Source organism: Hansschlegelia beijingensis (genome assembly GCF_014196425.1).
GTDB lineage: Bacteria > Pseudomonadota > Alphaproteobacteria > Rhizobiales > Methylopilaceae > Methylopila > Methylopila beijingensis.
Genome location: NZ_JACIDR010000003.1, coordinates 62,845 through 87,295, shown reverse-complemented (window position 1 = coordinate 87,295; position 24,451 = coordinate 62,845). Strand labels below are relative to the sequence as shown.

Sequence of the window (24,451 nt, the reverse complement as noted above, 5' to 3'; positions counted from 1 at the left end):
CAGGGCTCCTCAGGCGGCCGTCGCGCGGACGCCGAGGCGCTCCGCGAGTCGTTCAGGCGGCGTCAGCCGGCGCACCGGGCCGATGGCCGCGAGCGTGAACGCCGTCGCCAGCATGTCGCGGCCCGCACGGCGCGCCGCCTCGACCGTCACGGCGTCGATCCTGGCTATGGTCTCGGCGACGTCGAGCGGGCGCCCATAGGCGAGCTGGTGGCGCGCATGGTGGTCGGCGCGCGACGCCGGCTGCTCGAGCGACATCAGCAGGCCGGCCTTCATCTGCGCCTGAGCGCGCGCGACCTCGCGCTCGTCGGCGCCCTCCGCCGCCTCGTGCAGCACGTCGATCATCACCGGCAGGATGTCGGCGGCGTCGCCGGCCCCCGTCCCGGCGTAGACGCCGAACAGCCCGGTGTCCGAATAGCCCCAGTGGAACGCATGGACCGCATAGGCGAGCCCGCGCTCCTCGCGGACCTCCTGGAACAGGCGGGAGGACATGCCGCCGCCGACGAGGTTCGCGAAGACCTGCGCCGCGTAGGCGTCCGGCGCGTCGAACGGCCGGCCCTCGAAGGCCAGCGTGACGTGCAGCTGCTCGAGGTCGCGCTTCTCCCGGCGGTCGCCGCCGCCATAGGTCGCGGGGTCCGGCTTGCGGGCCTCGCCGCCCGGCAGCGCCGCGAACCGGCGCTCGGCCTCAGCCACGACAGCCTCGTGCTCGACCGCGCCGGCCGCCACCACGACGGCGTCGGACGCCCGGTAGCCGCGCTCGCGGAAGCGGCGGAGCGCGTCCTGGTCGAGCGCCGTCACGGTCTGCTCGGTGCCCAGGATCGAGCGGCCGAGCGGCTGGCCCGGGAAGGCCGCCTCCTGCAGCCAGTCGAAGATCAGGTCGTCCGGCGTGTCCTCGACCGCGCCGATCTCCTGAACGATGACGTTCTTCTCGCGCGCGAGCTCGGCCGGGTCAAAGGTCGGCTCCACCACGATGTCGGCGAGCAGATCGAGCGCGAGCGGGATGTCGCCCGCCATCACGCGGGCGGAATAGCCGGTCTGCTCGACCCCGGTCGCGGCGTTGAGGTCGCCGCCGACCTGCTCGATCTCCTCCGCGATGGCGCGCGCGGAGCGCCGGCGCGTGCCCTTGAAGGCCATGTGCTCGAGCAGATGCGCGAGGCCGTGCTCGTCCGACGCCTCGGCGCGCGCGCCCGCCCCGAAAGTGACGCCGACCGCCGCGGTGCCGAGCTCCGGCATGCGGTCGGTCACGACCGCGAGGCCGGAGGGCAGGATTGTGACCTGCGCGCTCACGCAGCCCGCTCCCGGGTGACGCGCGCCCGCTCGGCCACATAGGCCTCGACGGCCGCGAGATCGTTCGGGAGCCGGTCGAGCCGCTCGGGCTTCGAGAGCAGGTCGGCGAGGTGGGCGGGCAGCGGGGGGCGGATGCCCGACGCCGCCTCGACCGCTTCCGGGAATTTCGCCGGATGGGCGGTCGACAGCACGACCGTGGGGGTCGAGGGATCGAGATTCGCGCGCTCGGCGACCGAATAGGCGACGGCGGTGTGCGTATCGAGCAGGTAGCCGGTCTCCCGCCTGACTCGGCCGATGGTCTCCGACACCTGCGCCTCGTCGGCGCGGCCGGCGTCGAAGTCCATGCGGATGTTGGCGAGCGTCGCCTCGTCGAGCTCGAAGGCGCCGGACTGGGAGAGCGACGACATCGCCCGCCGCACCGCCTGGGCGTCGCGGCCGCAGGCGTCGAACAGCAGGCGCTCGAAATTCGACGAGACCTGGATGTCCATCGAGGGCGACGTGGTCGGCTCCACGCCGCGGACCTCGTAGCGGCCCGTCGCCAGCGTCCGGGCGAGGATGTCGTTGACGTTGGTCGCGACCACCAGGCGGCCGATCGGCAGGCCCATGCGCTTGGCCGCATAGCCCGCGAAGACATCGCCGAAATTGCCGGTCGGCACCACGAAGTCGACGGCGCGGCGCGGCGCGCCGAGCGCCACCGCGGCGACGAAATAATACACCGCCTGCGCGAGCACGCGGGCCCAGTTGATCGAGTTCACGCCGCCGAGGAAGACGCGGTCGCGGAAGGCGTGATGGTTGAACATCGCCTTCACCAACGCCTGCGCGTCATCGAACGAGCCGTCGATCGCCACCGCGTGGACGTTCGCCTCGGTCGGCGTCGTCATCTGGCGGCGCTGCACCTCGCTGACCTTGCCGTGCGGCATCAGGATGAAGACGTCCGCGCGGTCGCGGCCGCGGAAGGCCTCGATGGCGGCGCCGCCGGTGTCGCCCGAAGTCGCGCCGACGATCGTCGTCCGCAGCCCGCGCTCGGCGAGCACATGGTCCATCAGCCGCGCGAGCAGCTGCATGGCGACGTCCTTGAAGGCGAGGGTCGGCCCGTGGAACAGCTCGAGCACGAAGCGGTTGGCGCCGGTCTGCACGAGCGGCGTCACGGCCGGATGACGGAAGGTCGCGTAGGCCTCGCGGATCATCTCGCGGAGCTTGGCCGCCGGGATCGCGTCGCCCACGAAGGGCGCGATCACCGCCTCGGCCACCTCCGCGTAGGGACGTCCCGCCATGTCGGCGATGGCGTCGGTCGAGAGGGTCGGCCAGAGCTCCGGAACATAGAGCCCGCCGTCGCGCGCGAGCCCTGCGAGCATGGCGTCCGCAAATCCAAGAGCGGGCGCGTCCCCTCGGGTCGAAACATAGGCCAGCGACATGTTTTGACGGGTCTTTCCAGCAAGCGGCGCAAGATCAGCAACCTAGGCGCGCCGCCCCTGCGTCGCAAGCGACCCAAGGGCGGCGAGGCCTCAGCGGCGCCGTCCTGGCCGAAGGGTCTGCCATGCGAAAGCGGCGAAAACGGCGCACAGCGCGCCCGCAAGGCCGAACCAGGTCAGCGCGTATTCCAGATGCCGGTTCGGGAAGGCGAGCCGCGTCTCCCCGCCCTGCGGCAGGCCGCCGGGATTGGGCGTCGCGTCGGCGTCGATGGTGAACGGCGCGGCGTCGGAGAGCCCGAGCGCGGCGGCGATCGCCTGCGGGTCGCGGGTGAAGAACAGCCGCTTTTCCGGCGCGTCCGCCGGGGTGAACATGTTGCGGTCCTCGGGCTCGCGCAGCAGCCCCACCACGGTGGTCTCGCCGACCGTGTGGCCGTCCGGCCGGCTCGCCGGGTCGGCCCGGGATTCGGGCACGAAGCCGCGGTTGACCAGCACCGTGCCGCCGTCGCGAAGCCGCAGCGGCTCGATGATCCAGTAGCCGGGGCCGGCGTACGGACCCTTCTGGTCGGTGAGCAGCGTGTAGATCCGGACCTCGCGGGTCGGATCGAAGGTCCCGATCGCCTGGACCCGGCGATAGCGCCACTGGTCGAGGTCGAGCTTCGACCATTCCGACGGCGCCGGCAGCGGCGCGGGCGGCGCCGCCATCCGCTCGGCGATGGTGGCGATCAGCGCCTCCTTCCAGGCGAGACGCTCGAGCTGCCACGCGCCGAGGCCGACCAGGATCGCGGCTGCGACCAGAGTCGCGAGCCCGGCGCGCAGCAGGCCCCGCCGGGGCGCGGCCGCGGCGCTCAACGGTCGAGCCGCCCTTCGGCGGCGTCGTGACGGTGCTGAAGCGCGATCAGCGCGCCCTTGAAGGCGCGCAGCAGCGCGAGGCAGACGACGAGCACGACCGGCAAAGAGACCAGCAGGTGGACCCAGAACGGCGGGTTGTAGGTGAACTCGACCCAGAGCACGAAGCCGAGCGCCGCGAAGCCCGCGACCAGCATCACGAACACCGCGGGACCGTCGCCGGAATCGGCGAAGCCGAAGTCGAGGCCGCAGGCCGCGCAGGACGGGCGCAGCTTGATGTAGCCGTCGAACAGGCGCCCTCGCCCGCAGGCCGGGCAGCGCCCGGCGGCGCCGGCGAGAGCGGAGGCGCCGCTCGACATGACGGCGCGGCGGTCGTCCATCGTGGCTTCTTCCCTCAAACGGCTGAGGCCGCCGGCGGTCGCCGGCGGCCTCCGATGTTCAGTCCTGGGGCGCGCGTCAGTGAGCGACGGCCGGCCCCTGACCCCAGACGTAGATCGCGGCGAACAGGAACAGCCAGACCACGTCGACGAAGTGCCAGTACCAGGCGGCCGCCTCGAAGCCGAAATGCGCCTTCGGCGTGAACGCCCCGGCCATCGCGCGGAACAGGCAGACCAGCAGGAAGATGGTGCCGACGATGACATGGAAGCCGTGGAAGCCGGTCGCCATGAAGAAGGTCGCGCCGTAGATGTTGCCGTGGAAGCTGAACGCCGCCTCCCGGTACTCGATCACCTGGCAGATCGTGAACAGCACGCCGAGCACGACCGTCAGCAGCAGGCCGAGCTTCAGGCCGCGGCGGTCGTTGTGCAGCAGCGCGTGGTGCGCCCAGGTCACCGTGGTGCCCGAGGTCAGCAGGATCAGCGTGTTGAGCAGCGGCAGATGCCAGGGATCGAAGGTCTCGATGCCCTTCGGCGGCCACACCCCGCCGGTCAGCTCGGTGCGCTGGAACTGGTTGGCCTCGCCGGGGAACAGCGCGACGTCGAAATAGGCCCAGAACCACGCCACGAAGAACATCACCTCGGAGGCGATGAACAGGATCATGCCGTAGCGCATGTGGAGCTGAACGACGCGGCTATGAAAGCCGCTGTTGCCCTCGTTGATGACGTCGCGCCACCAGGCGACCATCGTGTAGATGACGCCCGCGAGGCCGATCAGCGCCACATAGGGGGGCGCGCCCTTGAACCAGTGAACCGCGCCGACCGCCATGACGAAGGCGGCCATGGAGCCGACGAAGGGCCATGGACTCGGGTCGACGAGGTGGTAGTCGTGATGCTTCGCGTGGGCGTCGGCCATCGGGGTCCCCCAGGTTTCCTCAGGTTCCGCGCGGCCAGTTCTCCGGGCCGTCGCGGCGCGCGCTCTTAGGTCTTCGGCCGTTCCGGCCCGGCTGCGGAGGCCGATTTGGCCGCGCTGTCGGGATAGAACGTGTACGACAAGGTCAGTTGGCTCAGGCCGTCAAGCTCGTGCTCGTCCGCGAGCGACGGATCGACGAAGAACACCACCGGCATGTCCATCGACTCGCCCGGCTGCAGCGTCTGCTTGGTGAAGCAGAAGCACTGAACCTTCGAGAAATAGGCGCCGAACTGCTCGGGCGTCACATTGTAGGTCGCGGTGCCGGTGACCGGCTTGTCCGAAACGTTCTGCGCGCGGAACAGCGCCAGCTTGGTCTCGCCGACCCGGACCTTCATCTCGTTCTGCTCGGGCCCGAACCTCCAGCCGAGCCCGGGCGCGACGTTGCCGTCGAACCGCACGGTGATCTCGCGGTCGAGCACCTTCGCGGGCGCGCTGCTCGCGACCTGCGTGGTCCCGCCGAAGCCGGTCGCCCGGCAGAACATGTCGTAGAGCGGCACGGCCGCGAACGAGGCGCCGACCATCGCCGCGACGACCGCGGCGCAGCTCGCCGCGACCACCACGTCGCGCCGTCCGCGGCTGCGCCTGATTTCGGGTTCGCCCTTGCTCATAGCGATCGGTTCGCCACGTCCGCGCCCATCTTGAAGATGGTCACGAGGTAGAACAGGCACACCAGCGCGGCCAGCGCGAACGCGATCGCGATGCTGCGAGACCGGCGGCGGCGCTTCTGCTCCTCGGTGAGGACGACGCCTTTTTCGGGTTCATCCGCCACGACGTCACATCCAGCCGGCGAGCAGATCGGGCAGCGCGGCGACGCCGAGCGCCTTCTCCGCCAGAAGGGTGAAGAACAGGCCGAACAGGTGGACCAGCGAGAAGCCGAACAGGCGCATCGCGGCGCGACGCGCCGGCTCGCCCTCGCGCACCCGCCACACGACCCAGGCGCGCTGCACGAAGATCAGACCGAGCACCGTCGAGACGGCGAGATAGATCGGGCCGCCGAGGCCGATGAAGGCCGGCGCGACGCCGAGCGGCGCGAGCGCCAGGGCGTAGAGCAGGATCTGCCGGCGGGTCTCGTCGGGACCGGCGACGCAGGGCAGCATCGGAACGCCCGCGCGGCTGTAGTCGTCCGACTTGACCAGGGCGAGCGCCCAGAAGTGCGGCGGCGTCCACATGAAGATGATCGCGACCAGGACGGCGCTGCCGAAGCTGACGGAGCCGGTCGCGGCCGCCCAGCCGACCATCGGCGGCATGGCGCCGGCGAGACCGCCGATGACGATGTTCTGCGGCGTCCAGCGCTTCAGCCACATCGTGTAGATGACGGCGTAGAAGAAGATCGTGAAGGCGAGCAGCCCGGCCGCGAGCCAGTTCGCCACGAGGCCCAGCATCAGCACCGAGCCGACGGAGAGCGTGGCGCCGAAGCCGAGCGCCTCGCCGGGCATGACGCGGCCGGCCGGAACCGGCCGGTTGGCGGTGCGGGCCATCACCGCGTCGATGTCGGCGTCCCACCACATGTTGAGCGCGCCCGACGCCCCGGCCCCGATCGCGATGCACAGCAGCGAGATCGCCGACAGCACCGGATGGATGCCCTGCGGGGCGAGCACGATCCCGGTCAGGGCCGTGAAGACGACGAGCGACATCACGCGCGGCTTGAGCAGCGCGAGGTAGTCCTCGACGCCGGCGAGGCTCGGCCCCGGCAATGCCGGGAGCGCGGGGCGCTCGAGACGGTCTTCCTGGATCAGCGACATGGGGCGATACGCCTTGCTCGTTCGGGCGCGCGCGAGGCGGCGCCGAACGCAGTTCCTTCATCGAAGAGGGCCGCGCCCCCCGGCGCGATCCTCGGCTTGGGGCGGAAGGCGCGAACGCCTTCCGCCGGGAGCCGTCACTTGATGTGCGGCAGCGTCTCGAACTGGTGGAACGGCGGCGGCGAGGACAGCGTCCACTCCAGCGTGGTGGCGCCTTCGCCCCACGGATTGGCCGCCGCGACCCGCTTCTTCGAGAAGGCCTCGAACACGCCGTAGAGGAAGATCAGCACGCCGAGGGCCGAGATGTAGGAGCCGATCGACGAGACCATGTTCCAGCCGTGATACGCGTCCGGATAGTCGGCGTAGCGGCGCGGCATGCCCGCGAGTCCGAGGAAGTGCTGCGGGAAGAAGACCAGGTTGACGCCGACGAAGGTCACCCAGAAGTGCACCTTGCCGATGGTCTCGTTGTACATGTAGCCGAACATCTTCGGGAACCAGTAGTACCAGCCCGCGAAGATCGCGAAGACGGCGCCCAGCGACAGCACGTAGTGGAAGTGCGCGACGACGTAATAGGTGTCGTGCAGCGAGCGGTCGATGCCCGCGTTGGCCAGCACGACGCCGGTGACGCCGCCGACCGTGAACAGGAAGATGAAGCCGATCGCCCAGATCATCGGGGTGCGGAGCGAGATCGAGCCGCCCCACATGGTCGCGATCCAGGAGAAGATCTTCACGCCCGTCGGCACCGCGATCACCATCGTGGCGAACACGAAGTAGGCCTGCGTGTTCACGGAGATGCCCGAGACGTACATGTGGTGCGCCCACACGACGAAGCCGACGACGCCGATCGCCACCATGGCGTAGGCCATGCCGAGATAGCCGAAGATGGGCTTCTTCGAGAAGGTCGCGATGATGTGGCTGATCATGCCGAAGCCGGGCAGGATCAGGATGTACACTTCCGGGTGGCCGAAGAACCAGAACAGGTGCTGGAACAGGATCGGGTCGCCGCCGCCGGACGGCGTGAAGAAGGTCGTCCCGAAGTTGCGGTCCGTCAGCAGCATGGTGATGGCGCCGGCCAGAACGGGCAGCGACAGCAGCAGCAGGAAGGCGGTGATCAGCACCGACCAGGCGAACAGCGGCATCTTGTGCAGCGTCATGCCCGGGGCGCGCATGTTGAAGATCGTGGTGATGAAGTTGATCGCGCCGAGGATCGACGAGGCGCCGGCGATGTGCAGCGCGAGGATCGCGTAGTCCATGGCCGGACCGGGCTGGCCGGTCGTCGAGTACGGCGGATAGATCGTCCAGCCGCCCGTGACCCCGTGCGAGCCGGGCGCGCCGGGCACGAACATCGAGATGATCAGCAGCCCCAGCGCCGGGATCAGCAGCCAGAACGAGATGTTGTTCATCCGCGGGAAGGCCATGTCGGGCGCGCCGATCATCAGCGGCACGAACCAGTTGCCGAAGCCGCCGATCATCGCCGGCATGACCATGAAGAAGATCATGATCAGACCGTGCGCGGTCACGAACGCGTTGAACATGTTCGGGTCCCCGAAGATCTGCATCCCCGGGTTCTGGAGCTCCATGCGGATCCCGATCGACAGCGCTCCGCCGAGAATGCCGGCGAAGATCGCGAAGATCAGGTACATCGTGCCGATGTCTTTGTGGTTCGTCGAATAGACGTACCGGCGCCAACCCGTCGGGTGCGCATGATGAGCGGGCGTATGCCCGTGCGTCGCTGCTGTCGCCATGGCGATCGTCTCCTCAGTCTTCTTTCAGGCCGTCAGCGCGACGCGACCGACGTCAGGGAGCTCACGCTCGCCTGCTGGAGCACTTTCTTGGCGGCTTCGAGGTCGGTCTTCGCCGCTTCCAGCCACTTATTGTAGGTGTCTTCGCTCACGACCTGGATCGCGATCGGCATGAAGGCGTGGGCGAGGCCGCAGAGCTCGGAGCACTGGCCGTAATAGATGCCTTCCTTCTCAGCCTTGAACCAGGTCTCGTTGAGGCGGCCCGGCACCGCGTCCACCTTCACGCCGAAGGACGGCATGGCGAACGAGTGGATGACGTCGTCGGAGGTGACGTGGACGCGCACGACCTTGTTCACCGGCACGACGGCGTTGTTGTCGACCGCGAGCAGCCGGGGCTGGCCGGGCTGAAGCTCTTCCGGCTCGAGCATGATCTGGGTCAGCGTCAGCTCGTTGGCGTCGGGATAAACGACGTCCCAGTTCCACTGGCGGCCGACGACCTTGATCGTCAGATCGGCCGGCGGCGGCGAATACTGGGCGTAGAGCAGACGGAAGGACGGGATCGCGATCACCACCAGGATGAGGACCGGGATGATCGTCCAGGCCACCTCAAGCAGGGTGTGATGCGTCGTCTTCGACGGGACCGGGTTCTTTTCCTCGCGGAACCGGACGACGCAGTAGACCAGCAGCGCCAGCACGAACAGCACGATCACCGTGATGATCGCGAGCAGGAAGGCGTGGAAGGAGTGCGCCTGATGGAAGATGGGCGTCACCGCCCCCTGAAGGCCGAGCTGCCACGGCGAGGGCTGCCCCGTTCCTGCAAGAGCCGGAGCGGCGGCTGCGATCGTCGCTGCGAGCGCGGCGGCCAGGATCGTCGTCGGACGTCCGGTTCGGAGCATGTCTGCGAGCCTCTCGTCGCTTCCCGAAGCCCCTTGGCAGGGCCCCCTTTGTTGTCACGCGCGCGCGCCGCCCCGCAAGGCCGTATGCCTTGGCGGCGCCGCATTTCGCCTAGCTGGGTTCCGGCGCACCACACTCGCCGTGGTCCCCGCCCAATTTAGCGGCTTTCTGAAACCATAAGCGGCACGAAAGCTCAATGTGACCAATCGTAGGCGCGGATGCGGCATTTGGGCGCGAAATCGCCCCGAAGCTGTGTGCTTTCAGAGCGCTGGCCCCCTCGGCCTACCTTCTCTTGACACCGCCCCGGGCTCTGTTACGCCCCCTGACACCACGCACCGGGAGACAGCCGAACGTGCCCTCCAAACGTTCCGCGGCCTTGATTCTCGCCGCCGCCCTCGCCGCCCTCTCGCCGGTCGCAGCCGCGGCTCAAGGCGCCGTCAAGGCGACCCATGGGGACTGGCAGATGCGCTGCGACACCCCGCCGGGCGCGCAGGGCGAGCAGTGCGCGCTCGTCCAGAGCGTCACCGCCGAGGACCGTCCGAACGTCGGCCTCACCGTGATCGTGCTGAAGACCGCCGACAAGAAGAGCCGCCTGCTGCGCGTGCTCGCGCCGCTCGGCGTGCTGCTGCCCTCCGGGCTCGGACTGAGGATCGACCAGACCGAGGTCGGCCGCGCCGGCTTCGTGCGCTGCCTGCCGAACGGCTGCGTCGCCGAGGTGGTGCTCGAGGACAAGCTGGTGAATCAGCTGAAGACCGGCAAGCAGGCCACGTTCATCATCTTCCAGACGCCCGAAGAGGGCATCGGGGTGCCGGTCTCGCTGAACGGGTTCGGCCCCGGCTACGACGCCCTGCCCTGAACCTCCGGCCTCGCTCAGCCCGGCGGGGGCGCGCCGCAGACTTGCGCCACGGCTGAGGCGAGCCGGCGGATGAGCGGCTCGGCCGCGCCGGAGATCTCCGCGCCGTCGACCGCCTTCACCTGCATGACGAGCCGGACGCTGTTGGTGGCGAACGCGGCGTCCGCGCGCATCAGTTCGTCGACCGTCAGCGGCCGCTCCACGGGCTCCAGCCCGACCGTCGGCGCGACCTCCAGCGCCGCGGCGCGGATGATGCCCGGCAGAACGCCCTCGGCGAGCGGCGGCGTGACGAGTTCGTCGCCGAGGATCGCGAACAGATTGGCCATCGCGGTCGAGCCGACGCGGCCCGCGACGTTCAGCATCAGCGCGTCGTCGGCGCCCGCCGTCCGCGCCTCGTCGAAGGCCATCACGTTGTCGAGGTAGCAGAGCGTCTTGGCGCGCGAGGCGAACGAGGTCGGGTTGCGCCGGATCGACGCCTGGGCGAGGCGGACGGCTGAAAACAACGCCCCTGCCGGATAGGGCGACGAGGACGCGATCACGGTCGGGGCCGGATCGCCCGGAAACGCGAGGCCCCGCGCGCCGGCGCCCCGCGTCACCGTCAGACGGATCACGACGTCGGCGGCCCCTTGCGCGAGCGCCGCCGCCTCGGCCTCGAGGAGCCCGCGGTCGACCGGCAGGCGGATTTCGGCGGCGGCGGCGGCCAGACGGTCGAGATGCGCGTCGAGCAGCGCCGGTCGGCCGCCGAACACGGCGATCGTCTCGAACAGGCCGTCGCCCAGGGTCAGGCCCCGATCCGACAGGTCGAAGGCGACGGCGCCGTCCTCGACCGGAACTCCGTTCAGGCGATGCATGGCTGGCGGCGGTCCGCGATCGTCAGGAAGTTTTCGAGGAGCTTGTGCCCGCCCTCGGTGAGGATCGATTCGGGGTGGAACTGGACGCCGAAGGTCGGATGCTCGGCATGGGCGAGCGCCATCACCTCGCCCTCCTCCGACCGGCCCGTGACGGCGAGCGGCCCGGCATAGCGCTCGTCGAACTCGACGATGAGCGAGTGGTAGCGCGCGACCGCGACCGGGTTCGGCAGCCCCTCGAAAAGCCCCGCCTCATCATGCCGGACCCGGGAGGAGCGGCCGTGCAGCGGCCGCCGCGCCCGTTCGACACGCCCGCCGAAGGCCTGGCCGATCGCCTGATGGCCGAGGCAGACGCCGAGAATCGGCACCGTCCCGGACAGCCGCCGGATCAGGTCGAGCGACACCCCGGCCTCGTTCGGCGTGCAGGGTCCGGGCGAGATCACGATCGCGTCGGGCCGCGCTCTTTCGATCTCGTCGACCGTCACGGCGTCGTTGCGCACGACCTCGGTCGCGCGCCCGAGCTCCTCGAAATAGCGCGCGAGGTTGAAGACGAAGCTGTCGTAATTGTCGAGGACGAGGATCATCGCAGGCCTCCGGCGGCCGCGAACGGGCGGGCGTCCTCGGCCTGTTCGGCGAGCCGCCCTCCGAAGGCGTCGAACACCGCGCGCGCCTTGGTGAGCGTCTCGTCATACTCGGCGGCCGGGTCCGACAGCGCCGTGATGCCGCCGCCGGCCTGGAACAGCGCCTTGCCCCGGGCGAGGGTCGCGGTCCGGATCGCGATGTTGAAATCCGCGTCGCCCGTGAAGCCGATCCAGCCGATCGATCCGCAATAGACGCCGCGGGCGTGGCGCTCGATCTCGGTGATGATCTCCATCGCGCGCAGCTTCGGCGCGCCCGTGATCGAGCCGCCAGGGAAGCTCGCCCGGAGAAGGTCGACCACCCCGAGCCCCTCGCGCAGCCGTCCGGTCACGACCGAGACCAGATGATGGACCGAGGCGTAGGTCTCGAGCCCGCACAGCGTCGGGACCTCCACGGTGCCGGGCCGGCAGACCCGCGACAGGTCGTTGCGCAGCAGGTCGACGATCATGACGTTCTCGGCGCGGTCCTTCTCGGAGCCGAGCAGCGCGCGCGATGAGGAGCCGTCCGCGATCGGATCGGTCCAGCGCTTGGCCGTGCCCTTGATGGGCCGCGCCTCGACCTGGTCGCCCTCGACCCGGACGAAGCGCTCCGGCGAGCTCGACGCCACCACCACGTCGCCGAAGTCCAGATAGGCCGCGAAGGGCGCGGCGTTGCGGGTCCTGAGGCGCCGGTAGAACGCCCAGGGGTCGAACCCCTCCGGCAGGTCCGCCAGGAAGCGCTGCGCGACGTTGGCCTGGAAGATGTCGCCGGCGAGCACGTATTCGACGGTGCGGGCGATCGCGGCTTCATAGGCCGCCCGGTCGAAGTTGGACGAGAAGCTGAGCGGCGCGGGCGCGGCGGGCTTGCGGGCCGGCGCCGGGCGCGACAGCCATTCCAGCGCCTGCTCGGCGCGGGACCGGGCGCGCGCCTCCCGCTCGGCGCCCTCGGGCGCCGGCGCGCCGGTCGAGATCAGCCAGGCCTTGCCCCGCGCGTGGTCGCAGGCGACCACCCAGTCATAGAGCGGCAGCACCAGATCCGGCACGCCGAGGTCGTCGACCTCCGGGGCCGGCAGCCGCTCGAGCCGGCGGCCGAACTCATAGGAGACGAACCCGGCCGCCCCGCCCTGGAACGGCGGCAGATCCGGCTGGCGTTGCGCGCGCGCGGCGTCCAGCGCCCGGTCGAGCGCGACGAGCGCGTCCGCGACGGGTTCGCCGCCAAGCGTCGCGCCGCCGTCGCGGGCGTCGAGCACGGCGTAAGGGTCAGCCGCCAGATAGGAATAGCGCCCGAGCGCGGCGTGCGGCATCGCGCTGTCGAGAAACACGAGATGCGGCAGGCCGGCGAGTCGCTCGGCCAGCGCGGGCATGTCGATGGTGGGAAGCTCGTGAACCTGCATCGCCCGCACGCGTAGCGCCGCTGCGGCGGAAATGCGCTGCGGCTTCGGGCCTCAAGATAAGCTTCCCGAACGGCCGCGTCATGGGGCACGCTCTCTCCGGCGAGAGCGCGCCAGATCGACGCGGCGCTCTATAACGTCTCGACGGCCCCGGCCGAACCGGCGCCGGCGCGTCAGGGGGAAGGTCATGGACAAGCCCGAGGGGCGGCGGCACTGCGTCATCGTGATGGGGCCGTCCGGGGTCGGCAAGACCACCGTGGCCCGGGGGCTCTCGGAGCGGCTCGGCTGGAGCTTCGCGGAAGCCGACGAGTTCCACAGCAAGGCGAACATCGACAAGATGACGGCGGGCGTGCCCCTCACGGACGAGGATCGCGCGCCGTGGCTGCTGGCGATCCGCGACTGGATCAGCGCGGAGGCCGCGCAGGGCCGGTGCTCGGTCGCGACCTGCTCGGCGCTCAAGCGCCGCTACCGCGACGTGCTGCGGGGCGCGGACGCGCGCGTGCGGTTCCTCGAACTGGTCGCCGACCCCGAACTGGTCGCGGGGCGGCTCGCCCGCCGCAAGGGCCACTACATGCCGCCCTCGCTGCTCGGCTCGCAGTTCGCGGCGCTCGAGCCGCTGGAGCCCGACGAGGACGGCGTCGAGGTCAGCGTCGCCTCCGCGCCCGACGAGGTGGTCCGGCAGGCGCTGGCGGGGCTCGGGCTGGCGGACCGGCCGGCCACCCGCCGCGGCGCGCTCTGAAGGCGGGAGGGGACCATGAACCCTGCCGCCGACGCCGCCCCGGCGCTCTCCGCGGGCCCCCTGCTGATCATCGCGGCGGTCGCGGTCGCGGCGCTGCTCGTCCTGATCATGCGATTCAAGCTGCACGCCTTCCTGGCGCTGATCCTGGTCAGCCTGGTCACGGCCCTCGTCGCCGGCATCCCGGCCGAGAAGGTCGTGCCGACCCTGCTCTCGGGCTTCGGAACCACGCTGGGAAGCGTCGCGCTGCTGGTCGGTCTCGGGGCGATGCTCGGCCGGCTGGTGGAGGTCTCGGGCGGCGCCCAGACGCTCGCCGACGACCTGATCCGGCTGTTCGGCGAGAAGCGCGCGCCGCTCGCGCTCGGCGTCGCCTCGCTGATCTTCGGCTTCCCGATCTTCTTCGACGCCGGCCTCGTGGTGATGCTGCCGATCATCTTCACGGTCGCGCGGCGGGTCGGCGGCGGGCTGCTGCGCTACGGGATCCCGGCCGCCGGCGCGTTCTCCTGCATGCACGTCTTCGTGCCGCCGCATCCCGGCCCTGTGGCGGCGACCGAACTGCTCAAGTCCGACATCGGCCTCGTCACGCTGGTCGGCTTGGTCATCGCGATCCCGACCTGGTACGTGACCTCCTACCTGTTCGGCCTGTGGATCGGCCGCCGGATCGACGTGAAGGTCCCGGACATCCTGAGCGGCGGCCCGCAGGCCGCCACTGTCGCGAACCCGCCGAAATCCTCCACCGTCATCCTGCTGCTGCTCCTGCCGCTGGCGATCATCTTCCTCAACACCGGCCTCGACGCGCTCGGCGCCGCGGGGGTGTTCGACCGCACGGACAAGTGGTTCCAGGTGGCGCGCGGGCTCGGCGCCACGCCGATCGCGCTGCTCATCGCGGTGCTGGTCGCCTCCTACGCGCTCGGGCGGCGGCGGGGCCGCAGCGGCTCGGAGATCGAGAAACTGGTCGATTCCGCGCTCGGGCCGATCTGCTCGATCACGCTGATCACCGGGGCCGGCGGCATGTTCGGCGGCGTGCTGCGCGCGAGCGGCATCGGCGGCGCGCTCTCGCAGGCGCTCGACGGGCTCGGCCTGCACATCTTCATCGCCGCCTATGTGATCGCGGCAGCGCTCCGCATCGCGCAGGGCTCGGCGACCGTGGCGCTGATCACCGCCGCCGGCCTGGTGCAGCCGGCCGTCGAGGCGGCGGGCTATGTCGGCGTCGACCGCGCCGCGATCGTGATCGCGCTCGGGGCCGGCTCGGTGATCGCGAGCCACGTCAACGATTCCGGGTTCTGGCTGGTCGGCCGGTTCTTCGAGATGGACCTCAAGACCACGCTCAAGACCTGGACGGTGCTGGAGACGCTGATCAGCCTGATGGGCTTCGCGCTCGCCGGGCTGATCTTCATGCTGTTCTAGGAGGCGCGGGCGGCGCCCCGCAGGTCGATCAGCGCCTCGAGCGTCTCCAGCCGGTCGGCCTCGTGGGGCGGCTTGTCCCAGCGGATCCGGGCGACGCGCGGAAACCGCATCGCGACGCCGGACTTGTGGCGGGCGGAGCGCGCCACGCCCTCGAAGGCGACCTCCAGCACGAGCCCGAGATCCTCGGTGTGGGAGACCTCGCGCACCGGCCCGAACCGGTTGATCGTGTGCTTGCGCACGAACCGGTCGAGCTCGACCAGCTCCTCGTCCGTGAAGCCGAAATAGGCCTTGCCGACCGGCACGAGCTGCGGCCCGGCGTCGTCCTCGGTCCACAGGCCGAAGGTGTAGTCCGAATAGAAGGACGAGCGCTTGCCGTGCCCGCGCTGGGCGTACATCAGCACGGCGTCGACCGTCATCGGGTCGTGCTTCCACTTGAACCACAGGCCCTTGGGCCGGCCGACCACATAGGGCGCGTCGCGGCGCTTCACCATCAGCCCCTCGACGGCCGCCGAGTCCTCTCCGGCCCCCGCCGAAGCCGGATCGAGCCGCGCCGCCGCGAGCTCGTCCCAGTCCGCGAACGGCACCATCGGCGAGAGGTCGACGCGGGGGTTCTTCTCCCGGGCGATGAAGGCTTCGAGCCGCGCCCTCCGCTCCATGAACGGTTTTTCGCGCAAATCCTCCCCGCCCTCGACCAGCAGGTCATAGGCGCGGATGTGCACCGGGAACTCGGCGATCAGTTTCGGCGTGACGCTTTTGCGGTTCAGCCGCTGCTGCAGCACGTTGAAGCTCTGCACCCGGCCCTCGCGCAGCACCAGCAGCTCGCCGTCGATCGCGCCGTCGAAGGTCAGCGCCTCGATCAGGTCCGGAAAGGCGCCGGAGACGTCCTCGCCCGACCGGCTCCACAGCCGCGCGACGTGGCGGCCCTCCTCGTCCCGGCCGGCCGAGGCCTGCACGCGGATGCCGTCCCACTTCCACTCCGCCACGAAGTCCGCCGGATCGAAGGCGCGGTAATCCGCGTCCTCCAGCGGATGGGCGAGCATCGGCGGCCGGAACGGCGCCGGGTCGAGCGCGGAGGGCTTCTCGCCCCGGCCCTCCACCCAGGCGAACAGCTCCTCGTAAGGCGGCTCAAGGCCGGGCCAGACCAGCTCGATCTCGTCCGGCTTGTGGTCGCCGAGCGCCGCGACCGCGGTCTTGGCGAGCCGCGCCGAGGCGCCGATCCGCAGGCTGCCGGTGATGAGCTTGAGCAGCGCCCAGCGGCCGACCTCGTCGAGCGCGTCGAGCCAGGCGGCGAGCCGGCGCGGCAGGTCGAGCTTGGCGGTCGAGGTCAGCCCCTCGACGATCTCCGAGAGCGGCGGCACGCGGTTGGCGCGCGGCTCTCCCGGCCACATCAGCGCGACCGTCTCGGCGAGGTCGCCGACATAGTCATAGGACAGGCCGAACAGGACCGGGTCGGCGCGCTCCATGATCAGGCCGCGGATCATCCCGGGCTTGGCGTGCCGGAACGACAGCGCGCCCGTCAGCGCCGCCAGCGCCCAGCCGCGCTCCGGGTCCGGGGTCTCCCGAAAGTAGTCCGCGATCAGCCGCACCTTGGCGTTGCGCCGCGGCTCATAGGCCAGCCGATCGAGCAGAAAGGCGAAGCGGTTCATGCGACGCCTCCGGGAAGCCTCGACCGGCCCAGAACAGACCTCGTCGTCCTCCGGCCCGACCGGAGGACCCACCCCGGGCGTCGAGCTTCACGCTCGGCATGGATGGTCCGGTCAGGCCGCACCATGACGAGGGTTGGTCCGCTAAGTCGTCCCGGGGCTAGGGGCGCGCGACGCTCTCCCAGAGATCTTCCCAATGCGGGTTTGTCTTCTCGATCAGCTCGATCTTCCAGACCCGCAGCCAGGTCTTGAGGCGCTTCTCGCGGCGAATTGCGCTTTCCGCCGTCGCGTGCTGCTCGAACCAGACGAGGCGATGAACGCCGTAGGTCGCCGTGAAACCCGGGACCGCGCCCTCTCTGTGTTCCCAGACCCGCCGCACAAGGTCGTTCGTCATCCCGATATACAGGGTGCCGAAGGGCCTGCTGGCAAGCATGTAGACGTAGAAGACCTTCGCCATCGATCCGATGGTCGTCGAAGAGTCCCAGCCGGTCCAGAACAAACCTCGTCGTCCTCCGGCTCGACCGGAGGACCCATCGCGGACGTCGAGCTCCACGCTCGGCATGGATGGTCCGGTCAAGCCGGACCATGACGAGGGGCTGCGGGCTCCAAACAGTCGGCAGGAAGGCGAAGCGGTTCATGCGAACGCTCCGAGGAGCCTCGATCGGCCCAGAACAGACCTCGTCGTCCTCCGGCTCGACCGGAGGACCCACCCCAGGCGTCGAGCTTCACGCTTCACATGGATGGTCCGCTCAAGCCGGACCATGACGAGGGGCGGCTGGCTAGAATCCTGCGGCAACACGGCGGAGCGGTTCATGCGGGACCTCCGACCAGCCGCGGCCGGCCGAGAACAGACCTCGTCGTCCTCCGGCTCGACCGGATGACCCATCGAGGACGTCGAGCTCCACGCTCGGCATGGATGGTCCGGTCAGGCCGGACCATGACGAGGGGCTGCGCGCTCGAAACATTCGGCATGGCGGCGGAGCGGTTCATGCGGCCCCTCCGACCAGCCGCGGCCGGCCCAGGAAAAACCTCGTCGTCCTCCGGCTCGACCGGAGGACCCACCCCAGGCGTCGAGCTCCACGCTTGGCATGGATGGTCCGGTCAGGCCGCACCATGACGAGGGTGGAGGTCATTCGCCGGACGCCTCCTCGGCGGGCGTCTCTTCGGCTTCGCCCTCGTCGCCATAGCCGACGAGGCGCAGCGGGCGGGCCTTCAGGGCGGCGGAGCCGCACCAGTGCACCAGCGCGTCCTCCTCGCCATGCGTCACCCAGATCTCCTCGGCGCCGGTGTCGAGGATGGTCTGGCGCAGCTCGTCCCAGTCCGCGTGGTCGGAGACCACCAGCGGCAGCTCCACGCCCTTCTGGCGGGCGCGGGCGCGCACCCGCATCCAGCCTGACGCCGCGACCGTCACCGGATCGGGGAACTTGCGGGCCCAGAGCTCGCGCAGCGCGGAGGGCGGGCACAGCACGATCGCGCCCGCGAGCGCCTTGCGGTCGGCGGCCATCACCCGGATCGTCTCGCCGAGGTCGACGCCGAGCGCCCGGTAGGTCTCGGTGACGCGCTCCATCGCGCCGTGCAGGTGGATCGGCCGGTCCCAGCCCGCCTGCCGCAGCAGCTTCATCAGCCGCTGCGCCTTGCCGAGCGAGTAGGCGCCGACGAGGTGCGCGCGATCCGGAAACAGCTCGACGCTGTCCAGCAGCTTGGCGATCTCGCCGGCCGCGTCCGGGTGCCGGAACACCGGCAGGCCGAAGGTCGCCTCGGTGATGAAGAGATCGCACGGCACGACCTCGAACGGGGCCGCGGTGGGATCATGGGCGCGCTTGTAGTCGCCCGAGACGACCGCCCGAAAACCCTTCCACTCGAGCAGGATCTGGGCCGCGCCGAGCACGTGGCCGGCCGGGTGGAAGCTCGCCTTCACGCCGCCGCCGACGTCGTGGACCTCGCCATAGGCGGCGGGCCGGCGCGTCGAGCAGAACGCCTCGCCATAGCGCGCCGCCATGATGGCGAGCGTCTCCGGGGTCGCCATCACGGCGGCGTTGCCGGGCCGGGCGTGATCCGCATGGCCATGGGTGACCAGCGCCCGCTCCACCGGGCGGAGCGGATCGATGTGCAGATCGGCGGGCGGACAATAGAGCCCCTTGGGGCTCGGACAGAGCAGGTCTTCGGGGCGCATCGTCTACGACATAGGCTCCGCTATCCGGAACACCATACCCGTGACGGCGAGCAAATATTCCTGCAACGCAAAATCAAATGGCAGCGACAAGCGCCAAGATCAGCCGAAAAATGAGGTACTGTAGAACTAAAGTCAGACCGACGGCTAACGTCGTACGGAGCGCGGCTTGCAGCGGCTTATCTCTAATGTAACTCCATGTAAAATTGGTCATATTGAATAATACACTGCTTGTTATAATATACAAAACTATCGACACTACCAATGAAACCCCAAACCATACTGCTAGACCGCTCCCGGTCTTCACCCCCGCGACTAGGAATGCAGCTGAAAGCGTCATCCATTCCACGACTTTCATGAGCTCAGGCACTGTGGAATGAACCAGCCTGAAAAAGATCTTAGGCGTCATGTCTGCCCGCGTAAGGAAGCTCCACCAAATGGAGCTTAGACCCATCCATTGCTGAATCCATCACCCATTGGCTTTTTCGATCTGCCTTCACTCGATCGCCTCTCGCTCAACTCCGCCGCTGCCCGCCGGGACGAACAGTTATGCTTTTTGGTGCCTGAGCACCCTTTTCCTGCCCTTTGGGGGAACGTGGCCGTGGCAGCGGCCGGATAAGCGGTTGCGCGGGAGGATTTCCCGGAGGGGCACCGCCGCCACTCACTCCGGCAGCGGGGCGCGCCTGTCCCTCCCTCGCAGAGGGGAGGGTGGACGGCGGAGCCGGCCGGGTGGGGTGGCTCCAGGACAGAGCTTCTCGGCCGACCAAGAGCCCCACCCCACCCGTCGCTGCGCGCCGGGCCACCCTCCCCAAGCTGCGCTTGAGGAGGGATCAAGACCTCGCCCCTCCCTTCCCTCTCCTGCGCGCTTATCTTTCTCGCTGTGACCGCCCTCCCCCGCCCAGAGAACGCCGCCGTGCTGCCCGAGCGCTTCATGCGCTGGTTCGCGGGCCGCGGGTGGACCCCGCGCCCGCACCAGCTCGAGCTGCTGGCGCACGCCCGCGCCGGGCGGGATTCCCTGCTGATCGCGCCGACCGGCGCGGGCAAGACGCTCGCGGGCTTCCTGGCGACGCTGGTCGAGCTCGCGGCCGCGCCGCGCGGCGAGAGCGAGGGCGTCCACACGCTCTACGTCTCGCCCCTCAAGGCGCTGGCGGTCGACGTCGCGCGCAATCTCGAGCGGCCGGTGACCGAGATGGGGCTCGGCGTCCGGATCGAGGGCCGCACCGGCGACACGCCGGCCTCCCGCCGCCAGCGCCAGAAGCGCCAGCCGCCCGACATTCTGCTGACGACGCCCGAGCAGGTCGCGCTGCTGATCGGCGATCCGGGCGCCGCAAAACTGTTCGAGACGGTGCGGCGGATCGTGGTCGACGAACTGCATGCGCTCGCGCCCACCAAGCGCGGCGACCAGCTCGCGCTGGCGCTCGCCCGCGTGCGGGCGCTGGCGCCTTCGGCCACGATGGTCGGACTGTCCGCCACGGTGCGCGATCCGGATGAGCTCCGCCGCTGGCTCGTCGACCCGCGCCGCGGGCAGGATCTCGCCGATCTGGTCGAGGTCAGAGGAGGCGCCGCGCCGATCATCGAGGTCCACGAGACCGACGAGCGGCTGCCCTGGGCCGGGCACTCCGCGGCGCACGCCATGCCGGCGGTGTACGAGGCGATCCGGAAGCACCGCACCACGCTCGTCTTCTGCAACACCCGCGCCTTCGCCGAACTCGCCTTCCAGGAGCTCTGGCGGATCAACGACGACAATCTGCCGATCGCGCTGCATCACGGCTCGCTCGACGTCGGCCAGCGCCGACGGGTCGAGGCCGCGATGGGCGAAGGCCGGCTGCGCGCGGTCGTCTGCACCTCGACGCTCGACCTCGGCATCGACTGGGGCGACGTCGACCTCGTGGTGCAGGTCGGCTCGCCGAAAGGCTCCTCCCGTCTGCTGCAGCGGACCGGCCGCGCCAACCACCGGCTCGACGAACCCTCGAAGGCGCTGCTGGTGCCGGCGAACCGCTTCGAGGTGATCGAGTGCGAGGCGGCGCGCGAGGCCGCGCTCGCCGGCGAGCAGGACGCCGAGGCCGCCAAGCCCGGCTCGCTCGACGTGCTGGCGCAGCACGTGCTCGGGGTCGCCTGCGGAGGGCCGTTCGACGAGGACGCGCTCTACAGCGAGGTGACGTCCGCCGCCCCTTACGCCGATCTCGACCGCAAGACCTTCGCCGAGGTGGTGCAATTCGTGGCGACCGGCGGCTACGCGCTGCGGGGCTACGAGCGGTTCGCCAAGATCCGGCGCACCAGGGACGGGCTGTGGCGCGTCTCCAACCCGATGGTGGCGCAGAGCTGGCGGCTCAATGTCGGCACCATCGTCGAGGCCACCATGCTCAAGGTGCGCTTCGCCCGGTCGAAGGGCCCCGTCGGCCGCATGGCGGGCGGGCGCGTCATCGGGCAGGTCGAGGAGTATTTCGTCGAGACGCTGACGCCGGGCGACACCTTCATGTTCGGCGGCGAGGTGCTGCGCTACGTGGCGCTGGTCGAGAACGAGGTGTTCGTCACCCGCGCCGTCTCGGAGACGCCCAAGGTCGCGGTCTACGCCGGCGGCAAGATGCCGCTCACCACCGGCATCGCGGCCCATGTGCGGTCGGCGCTCGCGGACCCGGCGCGGTGGGGCGCGCTGCCGACGCAGGTGCGCGAATGGCTCGGCTTCCAGCAGGAGCGCTCGCTGATCCCGCAGCCCGACCAGCTGCTGGTCGAGACCTTCCCGCGGGGCGGCCGGCATTTTCTCATCGCCTACCCGTTCGAGGGCCGGCTGGCGCATCAGACGCTCGGCATGCTGCTCACGCGCCGGCTGGAGCGCGCCCGCGCGAAGCCGCTGGGCTTCGTGGCGACCGACTATGCGCTGGCGATCTGGGGGATGGGCGATCTCAGCGCGATGATCGACGCGGGCGCGCTGTCGCTCGACGCGCTGTTCGACCAGGACATGCTCGGCGACGACCTCGAGGCCTGGATGGCCGAGAGCGCGCTGATGAAGCGCACCTTCCGCAACTGCGCGATCATCGCCGGACTGATCGAGCGGCGCTTCCCCGGCAAGGAGAAGACCAGCCGGCAGGTCACCATGTCGACCGACCTCGTCTACGACGTGCTGCGCCGGCACGAGCCCGACCACCTGCTGCTGCGCGCCGCCCGGGCCGACGCCGCGCGCGGGCTGATCGACCTCGAACGCGTGGCGGAGTTTTTGGCGCGCGCGCGGCGGCGCATCGCGCACCGCGCGCTCGAGCGGATCTCGCCGCTCGCCGTGCCGATCCTGCTCGATGTCGGCCGCGAGCAGGTCTATGGCGAGGCGCAGGACGCGCTGCTGCGCGAGGCGGCCGAGACCCTGGTCGCGGAGGCGATGGGGCCGCGGTGAGGCCGTCGGCGGTATCCCACGATGGACCGCGCCGAACAGTTCCTGCTACGTTCCGCGCGATGATTCTCTCCGCCCTCCTCCGCCGCGACGAAATCGAGCCGACGCTCTCCATCGCGGGAGCGACGCTCGTGGCGGACGTCTCGGGCGCGCTCTACGAGCCGGACTCGGGCGCGCTGATCGTCGCGGACCTGCATCTCGAGAAGGGCTCGTCCTTCGCGCGCCGCGGCCAGTTCCTGCCGCCCTACGACACCGCGACCACGCTCGGCCGTCTGGCGCTGCTGATCGAGACCTACCGGCCGCGCGCCGTGATCGCGCTCGGCGACAGCTTTCATGATCGCTGGGGCGCGTCGCGGCTGTCGGGCCGGGACCGCGAGGCGCTCGCCGCGCTGCAGACCCGGCGGGACTGGATCTGGATCGCCGGCAATCACGATCCGGAGGCGCCGGCGGGCTGCGGCGGCGAGGCGATGGCGGAGATGCGGCTCGGCGGCCTGACGCTGCGCCACGAGCCGCGCGCCGGCGCGGCCGCGGGCGAGCTCGCCGGTCACCTGCATCCGGTCGCCAGGGTGGCGGCGCGCGGCCGCAGCCTCGGCCGCCGGCGCTGCTTCGCGACGGACGGCGCGCGGGTCGTGCTGCCGGCCTTCGGGGCCTATGCGGGCGGCCTGAACGTGCGCGACGCCGCCTTCGGCGACCTGTTCGGCGCGGGCGAGATGACGGCGTGGGTGCTGGGGGAGACGGCGGTCTACGCCATCCCGTCGATCGGGCTCAGGCCCGACTGAGGCGGCCGCGCCCGGCGCGGCTCACCACGTGTAGCGCAGGCCCACCGTCTGGTACTGCGCGCCGCCGCTGTTGTGGTTGAACACGGCGAGCTTGCCGCCCGAGCGGTGGTGGAAGCGGAACACCAGGTCCCAGTTCGGATTGTCCGGCAGGCCGAAGGTGATCTCGGGCGAGAGATAGTGCAGCACGTGCGAGGTATGGCTCGCCTTGTCGCGCTCGATGCCGTCGATCTTCGAGGCCCAGTTGAGGCCGGTCGAGACCGCCACCGTGGTGCGGACGTAGTCGTTCCAGGGGAACGCCTTCCAGCGCCAGTACAGCGCGCCCCAGGCTTCCGCCGCCTCCAGCGCGCCGAAGCGCTTGCCGACGCCGATCTCGGTCTCGAACGCCCAGAGGTCCCGATAGGTCAGCACCTCGCGCGAGAACGAGCCGCTGACCAGCGTCGAGTCCTTGGTCTTCCAGTTCCAGGGCGCGGTCTTGAACTTGGCGAAGATGTCCGACATCGGCGTGCTGATGTAGCGGCCGACATAGATCGTGGCCGAGCAGTTCATCTCGCAGGGGCCGAAAGGCGAGTGGAATTGCAGCGCGCTCTCCGCGGCCGGAGCCTGCGCCGCGACCGCAGGCGCCTCCGACGCCAGGTCCGCGGCCTGGGCGGAACCCGCCGCCATGCACAACACCATCGCCACGGCCGCGCCACCGACCGCCTGCAGCACCACGCTCATTTTCACGAAACCTGCCGCCCCCGAAGACGTTACCGAGCCCGCTCGGAGGGCACAGCTAGCACTCCCGGCGACGTTTTCCAATCTGGGCTCATCCGGCATGGGCCACCACCACCGCTGCGGCCGTGGTCGAGATCGTGGCGAGCGTCGCCAGCAGGATGCGCAGCCGGGGATACCAGCGGGGCGCCGCGAAGCGGGTGGAGCGCGCCGCGTCCACAGCGCCATGGGCCGCCAGACCCAAGGCCATGAGCCCGAGGCCCGTGGCCCCGCCGGCCATCAGGCCGAGCCAGCTCCAGAGCGGCGGCGCGATCGCCAGGGCGTAGAGCAGGTTCCGCGTCTCGCGGGACGGATGCCTCAGGGCGAGGCCCCAATGGACGCCGCCGAGGAAAGAGAGGATCACCGCGCCATAGGCCGTGAGCGCGGCCGGCACGTCGACGCCTTCGGCCGACGCAGGACGGAGCGCGATGACCAGCGACAGCGCGATGAACGGCACGAGCCCCGCCAGGCCGAGCGCCAGCGGAATCTCGGGGATCTCGCGATCCTCCCCGACCGGCTCTGATGCGATGAGCGTCATTCGGAGCCCTCAATCGCCCCGAGAATAGCAGCCGGCGCGAGGGCGAACAGGCGCCTGGCCCGCAGCGGCCGCG

23 protein-coding genes are annotated in these 24,451 nt (G+C 70.3%); 5 read left to right on the top strand and 18 right to left on the bottom strand.

The features are described 5' to 3' along the window. Nucleotides 1-9: 9 nt before the first annotated feature. From GGR24_RS10410 to coxB, 10 genes are all read right to left on the bottom strand, one after another. Complete coding sequence (locus GGR24_RS10410) at nt 10-1,284, bottom strand: insulinase family protein (protein WP_183395300.1); 1,275 nt, start codon at nt 1,282-1,284, stop codon at nt 10-12. Continuing rightward, the gene (thrC, locus tag GGR24_RS10405; RefSeq protein ID WP_183395299.1) at nt 1,281-2,699 is read right to left on the bottom strand and encodes a threonine synthase; all 1,419 of its coding nucleotides are present in this window, start codon (nt 2,697-2,699) and stop codon (nt 1,281-1,283) included. The genes GGR24_RS10410 and thrC overlap by 4 nt, the downstream gene beginning before the upstream one ends. Before the next feature lie 90 nt (nt 2,700-2,789). Beyond that, on the bottom strand, nt 2,790-3,545 hold the full coding sequence (locus tag GGR24_RS10400) for an SURF1 family protein (protein ID WP_183395298.1): 756 nt from the start codon (nt 3,543-3,545) through the stop codon (nt 2,790-2,792). Further along, on the bottom strand, nt 3,542-3,922 hold the full coding sequence (locus GGR24_RS10395) for a DUF983 domain-containing protein (protein ID WP_183395297.1): 381 nt from the start codon (nt 3,920-3,922) through the stop codon (nt 3,542-3,544). The genes GGR24_RS10400 and GGR24_RS10395 overlap by 4 nt, the downstream gene beginning before the upstream one ends. A 76-nt stretch (nt 3,923-3,998) precedes the next feature. Continuing rightward, nucleotides 3,999-4,832, bottom strand: coding sequence for a cytochrome c oxidase subunit 3 (locus GGR24_RS10390; RefSeq protein WP_183395296.1), 834 nt, complete (start codon nt 4,830-4,832; stop codon nt 3,999-4,001). 65 nt (nt 4,833-4,897) lie between these two features. Then, nucleotides 4,898-5,497: a cytochrome c oxidase assembly protein gene (locus GGR24_RS10385; RefSeq protein ID WP_183395295.1), complete on the bottom strand. Its 600-nt coding sequence runs from the start codon at nt 5,495-5,497 to the stop codon at nt 4,898-4,900. Beyond that, entirely contained in the window at nt 5,494-5,658 is a 165-nt protein-coding gene (locus tag GGR24_RS10380; RefSeq protein ID WP_183395294.1) for a hypothetical protein, read from the bottom strand. Before GGR24_RS10380 ends, GGR24_RS10385 begins: the two co-directional genes overlap by 4 nt. Nucleotides 5,659-5,662: 4 nt before the next feature. Continuing rightward, nucleotides 5,663-6,631, bottom strand: coding sequence for a heme o synthase (locus tag GGR24_RS10375; protein WP_183395293.1), 969 nt, complete (start codon nt 6,629-6,631; stop codon nt 5,663-5,665). 134 nt (nt 6,632-6,765) lie between these two features. Further along, nucleotides 6,766-8,373, bottom strand: coding sequence for a cytochrome c oxidase subunit I (gene ctaD, locus GGR24_RS10370; RefSeq protein WP_183395292.1), 1,608 nt, complete (start codon nt 8,371-8,373; stop codon nt 6,766-6,768). Between the two features lie 32 nt (nt 8,374-8,405). Further along, nucleotides 8,406-9,266, bottom strand: a complete 861-nt coding sequence (gene coxB, locus GGR24_RS10365) for a cytochrome c oxidase subunit II (RefSeq protein WP_183395291.1) — start codon at nt 9,264-9,266, stop codon at nt 8,406-8,408. A 374-nt stretch (nt 9,267-9,640) separates the two neighbouring features. Here coxB and GGR24_RS10360 point away from each other — a divergent pair, with 374 nt between their 5' ends. After that, nucleotides 9,641-10,120 carry an invasion associated locus B family protein gene (locus tag GGR24_RS10360; RefSeq protein ID WP_210286159.1) on the top strand — a complete coding sequence of 160 codons (480 nt, stop codon included), beginning with the start codon at nt 9,641-9,643 and terminating at the stop codon, nt 10,118-10,120. Between the two features lie 14 nt (nt 10,121-10,134). Here the strand turns inward: GGR24_RS10360 and GGR24_RS10355 are convergent, their stop codons facing one another. The 3 genes from GGR24_RS10355 to pabB are packed head-to-tail and all read right to left on the bottom strand — an operon-like array spanning nt 10,135 to nt 12,976. Continuing rightward, nucleotides 10,135-10,968 carry an aminotransferase class IV gene (locus GGR24_RS10355; protein WP_183395289.1) on the bottom strand — a complete coding sequence of 278 codons (834 nt, stop codon included), beginning with the start codon at nt 10,966-10,968 and terminating at the stop codon, nt 10,135-10,137. Continuing rightward, nucleotides 10,956-11,549, bottom strand: a complete 594-nt coding sequence (locus GGR24_RS10350; RefSeq protein WP_183395288.1) for an anthranilate synthase component II — start codon at nt 11,547-11,549, stop codon at nt 10,956-10,958. The genes GGR24_RS10355 and GGR24_RS10350 overlap by 13 nt, the downstream gene beginning before the upstream one ends. Continuing rightward, the gene (gene pabB, locus GGR24_RS10345; RefSeq protein ID WP_183395287.1) at nt 11,546-12,976 is read right to left on the bottom strand and encodes an aminodeoxychorismate synthase component I; all 1,431 of its coding nucleotides are present in this window, start codon (nt 12,974-12,976) and stop codon (nt 11,546-11,548) included. Before pabB ends, GGR24_RS10350 begins: the two co-directional genes overlap by 4 nt. Nucleotides 12,977-13,160: 184 nt before the next feature. Between pabB and GGR24_RS10340 the strand changes: the two genes are divergently transcribed. Both GGR24_RS10340 and GGR24_RS10335 read left to right on the top strand, forming a co-directional pair. Then, the gene (locus tag GGR24_RS10340) at nt 13,161-13,712 is read left to right on the top strand and encodes a gluconokinase (RefSeq protein ID WP_246398313.1); all 552 of its coding nucleotides are present in this window, start codon (nt 13,161-13,163) and stop codon (nt 13,710-13,712) included. Between the two features lie 15 nt (nt 13,713-13,727). Beyond that, nucleotides 13,728-15,116 carry a GntP family permease gene (locus tag GGR24_RS10335; RefSeq protein ID WP_183395286.1) on the top strand — a complete coding sequence of 463 codons (1,389 nt, stop codon included), beginning with the start codon at nt 13,728-13,730 and terminating at the stop codon, nt 15,114-15,116. Here GGR24_RS10335 and GGR24_RS10330 read toward each other — a convergent pair. The 3 genes from GGR24_RS10330 to GGR24_RS10320 all read right to left on the bottom strand — a co-directional run bounded on the left by GGR24_RS10330 (nt 15,113) and on the right by GGR24_RS10320 (nt 18,932). Then, nucleotides 15,113-16,762 carry a cisplatin damage response ATP-dependent DNA ligase gene (locus GGR24_RS10330; RefSeq protein ID WP_183395285.1) on the bottom strand — a complete coding sequence of 550 codons (1,650 nt, stop codon included), beginning with the start codon at nt 16,760-16,762 and terminating at the stop codon, nt 15,113-15,115. The genes GGR24_RS10335 and GGR24_RS10330 overlap by 4 nt on opposite strands. Before the next feature lie 157 nt (nt 16,763-16,919). Continuing rightward, on the bottom strand, nt 16,920-17,216 hold the full coding sequence (locus GGR24_RS10325) for a GIY-YIG nuclease family protein (RefSeq protein WP_183395284.1): 297 nt from the start codon (nt 17,214-17,216) through the stop codon (nt 16,920-16,922). A 672-nt stretch (nt 17,217-17,888) separates the two neighbouring features. After that, nucleotides 17,889-18,932: a ligase-associated DNA damage response exonuclease gene (locus GGR24_RS10320; protein ID WP_183395283.1), complete on the bottom strand. Its 1,044-nt coding sequence runs from the start codon at nt 18,930-18,932 to the stop codon at nt 17,889-17,891. Between the two features lie 928 nt (nt 18,933-19,860). Between GGR24_RS10320 and GGR24_RS10315 the strand changes: the two genes are divergently transcribed. Continuing rightward, the gene (locus tag GGR24_RS10315) at nt 19,861-22,314 is read left to right on the top strand and encodes a ligase-associated DNA damage response DEXH box helicase (protein ID WP_183395670.1); all 2,454 of its coding nucleotides are present in this window, start codon (nt 19,861-19,863) and stop codon (nt 22,312-22,314) included. A 59-nt stretch (nt 22,315-22,373) separates the two neighbouring features. Further along, nucleotides 22,374-23,090: a ligase-associated DNA damage response endonuclease PdeM gene (pdeM, locus tag GGR24_RS10310; RefSeq protein ID WP_183395282.1), complete on the top strand. Its 717-nt coding sequence runs from the start codon at nt 22,374-22,376 to the stop codon at nt 23,088-23,090. Between the two features lie 21 nt (nt 23,091-23,111). Here the strand turns inward: pdeM and GGR24_RS10305 are convergent, their stop codons facing one another. Both GGR24_RS10305 and GGR24_RS10300 read right to left on the bottom strand, forming a co-directional pair. Continuing rightward, nucleotides 23,112-23,807 (bottom strand): hypothetical protein, encoded by a 696-nt coding sequence (locus GGR24_RS10305; RefSeq protein WP_246398312.1) that lies wholly within the window; start codon nt 23,805-23,807, stop codon nt 23,112-23,114. Nucleotides 23,808-23,895: 88 nt separating this feature from the next. Further along, nucleotides 23,896-24,378: a DUF3429 domain-containing protein gene (locus GGR24_RS10300; RefSeq protein ID WP_183395281.1), complete on the bottom strand. Its 483-nt coding sequence runs from the start codon at nt 24,376-24,378 to the stop codon at nt 23,896-23,898. Nucleotides 24,379-24,451 lie beyond the last annotated feature (73 nt).

Coding starts and splice junctions, on each gene's coding strand:
- thrC (WP_183395299.1), bottom strand. CDS start 2,699: ATGTCGCTGGCCTATGTTTCGACCCGAGGGGACGCGCCCGCTCTTGGA.
- GGR24_RS10395 (WP_183395297.1), bottom strand. CDS start 3,922: ATGGACGACCGCCGCGCCGTCATGTCGAGCGGCGCCTCCGCTCTCGCC.
- GGR24_RS10390 (WP_183395296.1), bottom strand. CDS start 4,832: ATGGCCGACGCCCACGCGAAGCATCACGACTACCACCTCGTCGACCCG.
- GGR24_RS10385 (WP_183395295.1), bottom strand. CDS start 5,497: ATGAGCAAGGGCGAACCCGAAATCAGGCGCAGCCGCGGACGGCGCGAC.
- GGR24_RS10375 (WP_183395293.1), bottom strand. CDS start 6,631: ATGTCGCTGATCCAGGAAGACCGTCTCGAGCGCCCCGCGCTCCCGGCA.
- ctaD (WP_183395292.1), bottom strand. CDS start 8,373: ATGGCGACAGCAGCGACGCACGGGCATACGCCCGCTCATCATGCGCAC.
- coxB (WP_183395291.1), bottom strand. CDS start 9,266: ATGCTCCGAACCGGACGTCCGACGACGATCCTGGCCGCCGCGCTCGCA.
- GGR24_RS10355 (WP_183395289.1), bottom strand. CDS start 10,968: ATGCATCGCCTGAACGGAGTTCCGGTCGAGGACGGCGCCGTCGCCTTC.
- GGR24_RS10350 (WP_183395288.1), bottom strand. CDS start 11,549: ATGATCCTCGTCCTCGACAATTACGACAGCTTCGTCTTCAACCTCGCG.
- pabB (WP_183395287.1), bottom strand. CDS start 12,976: ATGCAGGTTCACGAGCTTCCCACCATCGACATGCCCGCGCTGGCCGAG.
- GGR24_RS10340 (WP_246398313.1), top strand. CDS start 13,161: ATGGACAAGCCCGAGGGGCGGCGGCACTGCGTCATCGTGATGGGGCCG.
- GGR24_RS10335 (WP_183395286.1), top strand. CDS start 13,728: ATGAACCCTGCCGCCGACGCCGCCCCGGCGCTCTCCGCGGGCCCCCTG.
- GGR24_RS10330 (WP_183395285.1), bottom strand. CDS start 16,762: ATGAACCGCTTCGCCTTTCTGCTCGATCGGCTGGCCTATGAGCCGCGG.
- GGR24_RS10325 (WP_183395284.1), bottom strand. CDS start 17,216: ATGGCGAAGGTCTTCTACGTCTACATGCTTGCCAGCAGGCCCTTCGGC.
- GGR24_RS10320 (WP_183395283.1), bottom strand. CDS start 18,932: ATGCGCCCCGAAGACCTGCTCTGTCCGAGCCCCAAGGGGCTCTATTGT.
- GGR24_RS10315 (WP_183395670.1), top strand. CDS start 19,861: ATGCGCTGGTTCGCGGGCCGCGGGTGGACCCCGCGCCCGCACCAGCTC.
- pdeM (WP_183395282.1), top strand. CDS start 22,374: ATGATTCTCTCCGCCCTCCTCCGCCGCGACGAAATCGAGCCGACGCTC.
- GGR24_RS10305 (WP_246398312.1), bottom strand. CDS start 23,807: ATGAGCGTGGTGCTGCAGGCGGTCGGTGGCGCGGCCGTGGCGATGGTG.
- GGR24_RS10300 (WP_183395281.1), bottom strand. CDS start 24,378: ATGACGCTCATCGCATCAGAGCCGGTCGGGGAGGATCGCGAGATCCCC.